7 protein-coding genes are annotated in these 11,338 nt (G+C 39.9%); 6 read left to right on the plus strand and 1 reads right to left on the minus strand.

The annotated features are described in order from the left end of the window. Positions 1–365 precede the first annotated feature (365 nt). The 4 genes from GQR45_RS15475 to GQR45_RS15490 all read left to right on the plus strand — a co-directional run bounded on the left by GQR45_RS15475 (position 366) and on the right by GQR45_RS15490 (position 5,103). On the plus strand, positions 366–2,813 hold the full coding sequence (locus GQR45_RS15475) for a M1 family metallopeptidase (RefSeq protein WP_165726420.1): 2,448 nt from the start codon (positions 366–368) through the stop codon (positions 2,811–2,813). Continuing rightward, positions 2,813–3,307: a DUF6702 family protein gene (locus GQR45_RS15480; RefSeq protein WP_165726421.1), complete on the plus strand. Its 495-nt coding sequence runs from the start codon at positions 2,813–2,815 to the stop codon at positions 3,305–3,307. The genes GQR45_RS15475 and GQR45_RS15480 overlap by 1 nt, the downstream gene beginning before the upstream one ends. Before the next feature lie 319 nt (positions 3,308–3,626). After that, positions 3,627–4,244, plus strand: coding sequence for an HAD family hydrolase (locus GQR45_RS15485; RefSeq protein ID WP_007583617.1), 618 nt, complete (start codon positions 3,627–3,629; stop codon positions 4,242–4,244). Between the two features lie 133 nt (positions 4,245–4,377). Continuing rightward, positions 4,378–5,103 (plus strand): YebC/PmpR family DNA-binding transcriptional regulator, encoded by a 726-nt coding sequence (locus tag GQR45_RS15490; RefSeq protein ID WP_007583619.1) that lies wholly within the window; start codon positions 4,378–4,380, stop codon positions 5,101–5,103. A 200-nt stretch (positions 5,104–5,303) separates the two neighbouring features. On the opposite strand, the gene GQR45_RS15495 is transcribed toward GQR45_RS15490, so the two are convergent. Then, the gene (locus tag GQR45_RS15495; RefSeq protein ID WP_165726422.1) at positions 5,304–7,493 is read right to left on the minus strand and encodes a malate synthase G; all 2,190 of its coding nucleotides are present in this window, start codon (positions 7,491–7,493) and stop codon (positions 5,304–5,306) included. A 241-nt stretch (positions 7,494–7,734) separates the two neighbouring features. Here GQR45_RS15495 and GQR45_RS15500 point away from each other — a divergent pair, with 241 nt between their 5' ends. Together GQR45_RS15500 and GQR45_RS15505 are read left to right on the plus strand one after the other, a co-directional pair. Next, on the plus strand, positions 7,735–9,336 hold the full coding sequence (locus tag GQR45_RS15500) for an isocitrate lyase (protein WP_007583624.1): 1,602 nt from the start codon (positions 7,735–7,737) through the stop codon (positions 9,334–9,336). A 616-nt stretch (positions 9,337–9,952) separates the two neighbouring features. Next, positions 9,953–11,326 carry an IS4 family transposase gene (locus tag GQR45_RS15505; RefSeq protein ID WP_096058041.1) on the plus strand — a complete coding sequence of 458 codons (1,374 nt, stop codon included), beginning with the start codon at positions 9,953–9,955 and terminating at the stop codon, positions 11,324–11,326. Positions 11,327–11,338: the final 12 nt, after the last annotated feature.

The following is an 11,338-nucleotide window of genomic DNA, read 5'->3' on the forward strand; positions in this document are numbered from 1 at the left end:
TGTTCAGTAGAAAGGGCTTTTAGGCCATTTTACTTGTTGCGAATTAGTAATACTTATACGTAGGATTAATGGTTTACCTGGTAATGCCAAAGCAATACTTTTTTAGCAATATATATAAAATGAATGATATTTTTTTGAGTTCTGGGACTTTGTATTTAACCGATCAAAACCATTATTAAAACCCAATTTTGTAAACCCCCTTTACAGTTTTTATCTATTCGTATTTTGTTACAAAATAATTGTATTTTTCAATCTAAAAAACTAAGTGAACATCACCCTAAAAATACGGTACTTGGTCGCTAATTTATTGAAGCTAACTGGTATATTTGTCAAAGTACGCTCACAAAATTATATTAGGACTAACAATGAAAAAAATAGGTCTTACGCTAAGTGCTTTTGTATTGCCGTTCGCAATATCGAGTGCAGCTATGGCGTCTTCGGTTGAGCAAACAAAAGGTTCTTTTGTTGATAAATTTCGTCAATTAGACGAAGCACTTCCTACACCCAATGTTTATCGTAGTGCCGCTGGCGAACCAGGTGAAAAATACTGGCAGCAACGTGTAAATTACGATATTGATGTGAAGCTAGATGAAAAAAAGCACCGCATTACCGGTAGCCAAAGCATTGAATATAAAAATAACTCACCACATACGCTTAAATATTTATGGTTACAGTTAGATCAAAATATTTTTAAAAGCGATTCAATTGCCGAAACAACTAAAACGTTTAAAAGCACTTTAGAAAGCCTACCAGCTCAAAAGCCCGCTAAATTAAGTTTAGGTGAATTACGTCGTCAGCAATTTATGAGCGACAACGAACTCGGTTATACAATCAGTGGCGTAAAGGATGACGATGGTAAAGAGCTACGCGTAACTGTAGTTGATACCTTAATGCGCATCGATTTAAACGAGCCATTAAAACCAGGTAAAGAAGTAGAATTTAGCATGAACTTTGCCTTCAACATTGTTGAAGAGGATGCAGTGGGTGCACGTTCTGGTTACGAGCACTTTGAAGAAGACGGCAATGACATATTCTTAATTGCTCAGTGGTTTCCTCGTTTAGCCGCTTATACCGATTACGAAGCATGGACAAACAAGCCATTTTTAGGCTCTGGTGAGTTTACGCTTGAGTTTGGTGATTACGATGTTGAGATTACTGTTCCGGCAGATCACATTGTATCGGCAACAGGTAAACTTGATAACGCGAGCAAAGTACTTACAAGTACTCAGCGTAAACGTTTAAAGCAAGCCGAAACATCTAAGCGTCCTGTGTTTATTGTTAACGCAGAAGAAGCGCTAGAAAACGAAAAAGAAGGCACCGACAAAACTAAAACGTGGCACTTTAAAGCGCAAAACGTACGTGACTTTGCTTGGGCGTCGTCTCGTAAGTTTATGTGGGATGCAAAGGGTTATCAACAAGGTGGTGACGTTCAGCCTTTAGTTATGGCAATGTCGTTCTTCCCTAAAGAAGGTGGTGACTTATGGGAGAAGTACTCAACTGAAGCTGTAGTACACACAATGGAAGTGTACTCTAAGTATTCTTTTGACTACCCATACCCAACTGCGCAATCGGTAAATGGCCCTGTTGGCGGTATGGAATACCCAATGATTACCTTTAACGGCCCGCGTACTAAGTTACAAGATGATGGTACACGTACTTATTCTCAAGCTGAAAAGCGCTTTTTACTTGGCGTAGTTATTCATGAAGTGGGTCATATTTACTTTCCAATGATTGTTAACTCAGATGAGCGCCAATGGACGTGGATGGATGAAGGCTTAAATAGCTTTTTAGATGGCGTTGCTGGTCGTGAATGGGATCCTACTATTCCTTGGGGTGTTGAGCCTCGCGATATAGTGAGCTACATGAAGTCTGAAAACCAAGTACCTGTTATGACTCAGTCAGACAGTGTATTACGCTTAGGTCCTAATGCTTATACTAAACCTGCAGCAGCCCTTAATATTTTACGTGAAGTAATTTTAGGTCGTGACTTATTCGACTTTGCATTTAAAGAGTATGCTCAGCGCTGGAAATACAAGCGCCCTACTCCAGCTGATTTTTTCCGTACAATGGAAGAAGCCTCTGGTGTTGATTTAGATTGGTTTTGGCGTGGCTGGTTTTACACCACAGACCATGTAGATATCTCTTTAGATAAAGTATATCAACTACGTTTAGACACTAAAAACCCTGATATTGATTACAGCCGTTTACGTGATATTGAAGCAGACAAACCTACTTCATTATTTGTTGAGCGTAACCGCGCACAAGGTAAAAAAACATGGGTTGAGAAAAACTCTGATGTTACCGATTTTTATGACGAAAACGACCGTTTTACTGTAACCAATAAAGAACGTAACTCGTACAATAAGTTTTTAAAAGGCTTAGAGCCGTGGGAGCGTAAAACGCTTGAGCGTGCTTTAGAAGAAGATAAAAACTATTACGTTATGGAATTTTCAAACCTTGGTGGTTTGGTAATGCCTATTTTATTAGAGCTAACATATGAAGATGGCACTAAAGAAGAGCGCTATATTCCTGCTGAAATTTGGCGTCGTAATTATAAAAACGTTCAAAAGCTGATTGTTACCGATAAAAACAAACCGCTTGTATCAGTTACTGTTGACCCAGGCTGGGAAACAGCTGACGTAGATGTTGAAAACAATAACTACCCTCGTCGTATTATTCCTTCACGTATTGAAGTGTTTAAAAAGGAAAAGAGTAAAGCTAAAGTAAGTCGCGATATCATGCAAGATATTAAAACTGAGCTTAAAACTGATGAGAAGAAAGACAAAAAGGATGACGGTGAGGAGCAGCAATAATGCGCTTTTTGCTTATTATTGTTTGCCTTTTAGTTGCTGCGCCAAGTATGGCGCATCAACTAAAGTCGTCAGTTACAACCGTGCTTTTTAATAAACGAACGCATAATGTTGAATTAATGCATCGCTTTTATTTACATGATACCGAACACGCCGTAGGAACATTGTTTAAAGGCAAAATTGATATTATTAGTAATAAAGCCGACCAACAACGTTTTGCTAAGTATGTTGAATCGCATGTTGCTCTACAAACGTTAAGTGGCGAACCTTTACCACTTAGCTTTGTAGGGGCACAAGTTGATGGTAAGTTTTTTTGGGTTTACCAAGAAGCACCAATTCCTCAAAATATTGAAGGAATTAAAATGAGTAATGGCGCACTTCGTGATTTATGGCCATCTCAGGTAAATATGGTAAACGTTGAGGGCAAAGGTAAGATTAAAACTTTAAACTTTGCTCAAGATGATACTTGGCTCGAAGCCCGCTTTGAGCAAAATTAATATTTAAAACTTCCCCAACCGACGCGCACAGCAGTTTATGTGCGCGTTTTCTTCATACGTTTAAACTGCGTTCATGTTTGATCTGTTATTTGTAAATTTACGTAAAATTTGTGAGTTCAATTTGTATATTTACCTTTTTTTGCGCATGATATATCAAGCACTTAAATTACTTTGTTATCAATAGATTGATAATGGTGCGTATTAATATTTAAATATAGTTAGTTTCATTTATCCCTTTGTATTTACCGGCCTAGGGCATAAGCAGTAGAGAATTTTATGTTTAAATTTCATTTAGTAATAACTAAATTCAGGGAATGATATGACTACTCAGGTTGAGGCTATTTTTGGAGTGATTTTTGATTTAGATGGAACATTGGTTTCATCAGAATTAGATTTTGCATTAATAAAGGCCCAAATAGGTTGCCCTTGCGAGCAAGACTTACTTGATTACATTGCTCAGTTGCCCTCACCGTATATGCGTGAAGAGGCAATGAATATAGTTCACCAACACGAATTAATAGATGCACAACATGCCAGTATATTACCTGGTGTGAGTGAAGCTATTCATGCTTTAAAGTCTAAAAATATTCCGATGGCGATTGTTACTCGCAATTTTGATAAAGCAGCGGCAATTAAATTACAAAATAATCCACTCCCTATCAGCACAGTTTTAACGCGAAGCGATGCCCCAGCAAAGCCAGATCCCAGCGCTTTAAATGCCATTGCTACACTTTGGAACATTAACGCCAGAAATTTACTTTATGTAGGCGATTACCTTTACGACATTCAAGCTGCGCACAATGCAAATATGCGCGCGTGTTTATACGCTCCAGAGTCAACGCCTGCTTATGCCGATCAGGCAGATTACGTTTTACATGACTTTGTTGAATTAGTGACATTAGTTGAGAGTTATTCTGAAAAAATAGAGTTATGTTAAATAGCGTACTATTAAATTTATTTAAGAATAAGTGCTACGTTATTTAAATTACAAAATAACGTTTGTTCCTAGCCCAATACGTTTTGAATTGGTAAAATACCGCAAAACGTAACGTATTCATTAGGGGCACAAAATGGGCAGAGCATTTGTAGTTCGTCAAAGTTCTATGATCAAAACAGCCAATGCAAAAACAAAAGTAAACTCAAAGTATGGTAAAGAGATTTACGTTGCAGCAAAAAGTGGCGATCCCGATCCCGAAGTAAATCAAACACTACGCCGTCTAATCGAAAAAGCTAAAAAAGACCAAGTACCCGCACACGTTATTGAAAAAGCAATTGAAAAAGCAGCCGGTGGCGCAGGGGAAGATTACTCTGTTGCCCGTTACGAAGGCTATGGTCCTGGTAATTGCATGGTTATAGTTGACTGTTTAACTGACAATCCGAACCGTACAATTAAAGATGTACGCTTACCGTTTACTAAAACAGACTCAAAAATTGGTACTCCTGGCTGCGTAGCACATATGTTTGATCATTATGCGGTACTTGGCTTTGCGGGTGATGACGACGAAATAGTATTAGAAGCATTAATGATGGCTGATGTTGATGTTAGCGATGTTGAAGCCGAGGACGGTAAAATATCGGTATTTGCACCGCCAACAGAATACTTTAAAGCTAAAACTGCCCTTGAAGACGCATTTGAAGGCATTAACTTTGAAGTAGACGAAATTACGTTTATTCCTCAAGTTAATATTGAAATTGAAGACGAAGAAGTTATTGCTAACTTTGATAAGTTTATAAATATGCTTGAAGATTGTGACGATGTACAAAATATTTATCACAATGCCATTGTAAAAAATTAGATTTAATTAGCTAAAAGCTTTAAAAAGCGTGTTTTGTGTATGCAAAACACGCTTTTTTACGTTTGAATAAATGTTAGATATTCATATGTATTATCTATATACCTTTAAAATGACTTAAAAGTGATGTTATTCTAATTTTAGGCGATAAAAAACCAGCTTAAAAGCTGGTTTAGCACTTAATCTGAACTTTGCTTAAGCAGTTAAAGCGTATTCGTTTTTTGTGCTTTATATTTTATACGGTAGCTATGTAGCAGTGGTTCAGTGTAACCACTAGGTTGTGTTACACCCTCCAAAACCAGTGCAAGTGCAGCTTGAAACGCAATGCTGTTATTAAGGGTTTCTTCGTTTATTGCCATGGGTGTATACGCAGTGTCGTGCTCGTTTTGACCATCAACTACTTTGGCCATTTTAGCCATTGTTGATTTTATTTGCGCCTGTGAACACACGCCATTTAGCAACCAATTAGCCATATGCTGGCTTGAAATACGCAGTGTTGCTCTGTCTTCCATTAGCCCGATATGGTTAATGTCGGGTACTTTTGAGCAGCCAACGCCTTGATCAATCCAACGTACAACGTAACCTAAAATGCCTTGTGCGTTGTTTTCAAGCTCGCTTTGAATATCTTCTTTTGAAAGCGTTTTAGGGTCTGTCATTAGCGGCGGTGTAAGCAGGTCATTAAGGCTCGCAATAGTTCGCTTAGCTATACTTTGCTGCTCGGTAAATACGTTTATATCGTGATAATGCATTGCATGCAGGGTAGCGGCTGTAGGGGAGGGCACCCATGCAGTATTAGCGCCTGATTTAGGGTGAGCTTGTTTTTGCTCCATCATTAATGCCATTTTATCTGGCATTGGCCACATGCCTTTACCTATTTGTGCTTTATGACTTAAGCCACAAGCAAGGCCAATATCGACGTTGCGATCCTCATAAGCTTGTATCCATGGTTGCTGCTTAATCTGTGCTTTTGGAAGTACAACACCCGCTTGCATAGAGGTATGAATTTCATCGCCTGTGCGGTCTAAAAATCCAGTATTTATAAATACAACACGCTCTTTAGCTTCATAAATACAGGCTTTTAGGTTTACAGAAGTACGGCGTTCTTCATCCATAATACCCATTTTAAGCGTGTTTTTAGGTAAGCTTAGCGCTTCCTCTACTAAGCTAAATAAAGTGTTAGTAAACGCTACCTCTTCAGGGCCATGCATTTTTGGTTTTACTATATTAATACTTTGCGCGCTGGTATTTTTAATACCTGTTTTTTTATTTAGGTCGTGCAGGGCAGCGGTGGCAGTAAACATCGCATCCATAATGCCTTCAAATACCGGTTGATTGTACACATCGGTAATAGCAGGGTTCGTCATTAAATGGCCAACGTTTCTAACAAACATCATGCTACGGCCTTTTAAAGTAACGGTGCCGCCATCGAGTGCGGTGTATGTTTTATCACTTTGCAGAGTGCGCTCTACAGTTTTATCGCCTTTTTTAAACGATTCAACTAGGTTACCTTGCATCAAACCAAGCCAATTTTTATAAACTTGTACTTTATCTTCTGCATCTACCGCAGCTACAGAATCTTCACAATCCATAATGGTTGTAAGCGCGGCCTCTAACACTACATCTTTTAAGCCTGCTTTATCTGCTTGGCCAATAATGTGGTGGTGATCGATATGTAGCTCTATGTGTAAATCATTGTTTTTTAATAACACTACGGTTGGGTTTTGTGCTTCACCTTGATAGCCAATAAGCTGAGATGGGTCAGCTAATGTGGTTTGAGAGCTATCACGTAACGTAATTAAAAGTGCGCCATCTACTACTGAATAATTAGTGCTTTCTATATGCGAGCCATTAGTGAGCGGCAATGCTTTATCTAAAAACTGGCGAGCGTAGGCCATTACCTTAAAACCACGAACAGGATTGTAGGTATTCCCTTTTTCGGCTCCATCGTCTTCGCTTAACACATCTGTACCGTATAAAGCGTCGTATAACGAACCCCAGCGTGCGTTAGCGGCATTAAGTGCAAAGCGTGCGTTACTGACAGGCACAACCAACTGAGGACCTGCTGTAAGGGCTACTTCGGGTTCTACATTTTGGGTTTCAATTTCAAAGTTGGTAGGCTCTTTAACTAAATAGCCAATATCTTGCAAAAAGGCATGGTACTTAACGCTATCCCACGTTTTATTAGCAAGATGGTAGTCATCTATTTGCTGTTGAAGCAATTCTCGCTTTTCAAGCAGTGCCTTATTTGTAGGGGTAAGTGTTTGAACTATATGTGCAAAGCTTTGCCAAAATTGATGCTCACTTAAGTGAGTGCCTGGTAGTAATTGATTTTTAACAAAATCAGCGAGTTGTGTGTCTACGCTGAGTCCTGAATGTGTGAGAGTGTGGGACATAATTGCCTTCCTTAAACGGTCGCGATGTTGTTGTGTGCTTGTGCGTTAAGGCAACAATAACTCAAAAAGGCAATGTTGAGTGCTTTTTAGCCATTCACAAAATGTATAGCCACAATAACAACTATAAATTTACTAAATCTAGAAAAGGAGCCTAATGTTGAATCAAGCGAAACGGAGCACACACTCCTAGCCACTCTCACAACATTAAAATAATTTACACACTCGTTCGAAGGATTTTATTATGACAACATATCAACGCGAAACAGACACACTCTCTACTCTTTGCCAATCACAAGGCAGCGCATGGAAAGCTATTAACCCTGAATACGCAAGCCGTATGCGTTTACAAAACCGTTTTCGTACAGGGATTGAAATTGCGCAATACACAGCAGACGTTATGCGTGAAGATATGGCTGCATATGACGCCGACACAAGCCTGTACACCCAATCTTTAGGGTGTTGGCATGGCTTTACTGCCCAACAAATGATGATGGCTATTAAGCGCCATCAAAAAACAACTAAACGCAGCTATGTATACTTAAGTGGCTGGATGGTTGCAGCACTTCGCTCTGCATTTGGTCCGCTGCCAGATCAAAGCATGCACGAAAAAACATCGGTACCTGCATTAATTGAAGAAATTTACACATTTTTAAAGCAAGCTGATGCACGTGAACTAGACCACTTGTTTAACGACCTAGATGCAGCAAAAGCGAATGGCGGCGATGTTCAAGCTGTTATTGATAAAATAGACAACTTTGAAACTCATGTTGTGCCAATTATTGCTGATATTGACGCAGGTTTTGGTAACGAAGAAGCAACTTACTTACTGGCTAAAAAAATGATTGAAGCCGGTGCGTGTGCCATTCAAATAGAAAACCAAGTATCTGACGCCAAACAATGTGGTCACCAAGCGGGTAAAGTGACCGTTCCACACGAAGACTTTTTAGCAAAGATTAACGCTGTACGTTACGCCTTTTTAGAACTTGGTATTGATAACGGTATTATTGTGGCACGTACAGATTCATTAGGTGCAAGCCTTACTCAAAAAGTACCTGTGTCACAAACACCAGGTGACTTAGCAAGCCAATACAATGCATTTTTAGAAACGACGCCAATTAACGGTGTCGATGACTTGAATGAAGGCGACACAGCAATGAAAATTAATGGCCAGTTATGTAAACCAACTCGCCTAGATAACGGTTTATTTCAATTCCGCGAAGGCACTGAAAAAGACCGCGTAGTACTAGATTGTATTACGAGCTTGCAGTCGGGCGCTGATTTACTGTGGATTGAAACAGAAAAACCTCATGTTAAGCAAATTGCAGAACTGGTAAATCGTGTAAAAGAACACGTGCCAAATGCAAAACTGGTATACAACAACTCGCCTTCGTTTAACTGGACGCTTAAGTTTCGTGAGCAAGTGTATCAAGAGTGGGAAGAAGCAGGCCGTGACCTTAGTGCTTACCCAAGCCTTGGCGACAATAAAGGCCTTATGGCACCAGAAATGGATGCAACAGAACTTGCGCAAGCAGCCGATTTACTAGTGCAAAACTTCCAGCGCGATGGCGCACGTGAAGCAGGTATTTTCCATCACTTAATTACTCTGCCTACGTACCATACAGCTGCGTTGAGCACTGATATTTTGTCTGAAGGTTACTTTGGCGATATGGGTATGCTGGCTTATGTACGTGATGTACAACGCCAAGAAATTCGCCGTGAGCAAGCTTCTGTTAAGCACCAAGACCTAGCAGGGTCTAACATGGGCGATACGCACAAAGAATACTTCTCTGGTGATAACGCGCTAAAAGCCGGTGGTGAAGACAACACCATGAACCAGTTTTAATTTCTAACTAGATAGTGTTACTCAAGGGCCAATAGGCCCTTTTTTATTGCTTTAAGTAAAGTTAGAACATTGAAGCATAATTACAGATCAGACTTTAACTAACCAAATAATTTTGGATCACTATTTAACTACCTGAGTGGATTTACAGATCAGAGTTTAACTAACCTTTCATAAAACGGCATATTTGGGGTGATTTTGCTGTAAAAAGCGTTTACGGCAACTTTAAAAGGCGGGTAAGTGACTGATTTTTGCTTTAATAGACAAACTTAGCAAATTTATAAACCGATTTTTTACTAACTTCTCTGTGCTATAAAACAAAATTTTACTAACTGATAGGCTATAAACAGTGACTCAAACCGATTTTTTACCAACTCAAGTTACAAAAAATGCTATAAACCGAAATTTTACTAACTGAAGTTTTAGCTAAGTCCGATATTTAACTGTCACAGAAGTGTAAAGGGGGTTTACAGTTTGAATATTAAGGCGGTAAATACAAAAGCCACTTATTTGAAGCTGTCTCTTATACACAAATCCCTGCTAAGAAATTAGCGGGGATTTTTTTGAACTAAATCTCAATGTCATGATCAGATCTTCAAATCTTGTTTGAGGGCACATTATGATTAACGAACATACTCATTGGGCAAAACAACAATTCGGTAAATCGGACTTAGGTGATCCAAGAAGAACAGCGCGTCTGGTAAAGTTAGCATCAACGCTTGCAAATGAACCAGGAAAACCACTTGTGAACATCACTCAATCCCCCGCCGATATGGAAGGTGCCTACCGCTTTATTCGCAACGAGAATATTGACGCAACGGCTATAGCAGAGTCAGGCTTTAAAGCCACGGTTGAACAAGCAAAAAGTCATAACTTATTACTCGCATTAGAAGACACGACCACACTAATTTATAAACATTCCTCCATTCGAGATGATTTGGGTCATGTCGGACGAGGAGCAAAACAACGAGGCTTGTTAGCTCATAGCGTATTACTGTTTGCGCCAGACACAAAGCAAGTTGTGGGATTAATTGAACAGTCTCGCTGGAGTCGTGATATCAACACGATTGGAAAAAGAGAAAAACACGCGACGACTTCTTACGAAGAAAAAGAAAGTTACAAGTGGGAGTCAGCGTCACGAGCGATGGCAGAGCGGCTGCAAGGACAAATGGCGAACGTGATATCGGTGTGTGACCGCGAAGCGGACATCTACGAATACTTGCAGTATAAACTGAGCGAGCAGCAACGATTCGTCGTACGCTCGATGCAAAGTCGTCATATTGAAGAAGGTGAGGATAAGCTCTATGCGTTTGCAAGCGAGCTGATGAGTGCAGGCACCAAACACATCCACATTGCACAAAAAGGAGGAAGAAAAGCCCGAAGCGCAACACTGGATATCACCTATGCGCCAGTGACACTCAAAGCGCCTTACAATAAGAAAGGACACTCCCTCCCAGTTTACTATGTCGGCTGTGCAGAGCGAGGAAACGCTGAGAACGGCTTAAGCTGGCACCTATTAACCAGTGAACCAGTCACCAGCAAAGAAGACGCTTTAGCTATCATCACCTACTATGAGCACCGTTGGCTTGTAGAGGAATACCATAAAGTCTGGAAAAGTGATGGTACGGATATCGAAAGTTTACGCCTTCAAAGCCAAGATAACATGGAAAGATTGGTGACGATTAATGGCTTTATTGCGACGCGAATATTGCAACTAAAGTTCACCAATGAGCAGCCTGATTCTCCAAGTTGTGAACAACTGTTATCTCCCAAAGCATGGAAGTTATTGTGGTTAAAGAGAATAAAAACACCATTGCCTGAAACTGCTCCAAATATGTCATGGGCGTATCAGGAACTGGCAAAGTTAGGAGGCTGGAAAGATACCAAGCGCACAGGGCGTGCATCTGTGAAAGTGTTATGGCAAGGATGGCTTAAGTTACAAGCCATCCTGGAAGGCTACGATTTAGCAAAATCTCTTGAGTCAGACTTGTGATCAAGAGACAGC

Origin of the sequence: Pseudoalteromonas sp. SA25, assembly GCF_011378705.1 — a bacterium.
GTDB classification, from domain to species: Bacteria; Pseudomonadota; Gammaproteobacteria; order Enterobacterales; family Alteromonadaceae; genus Pseudoalteromonas; species Pseudoalteromonas arctica.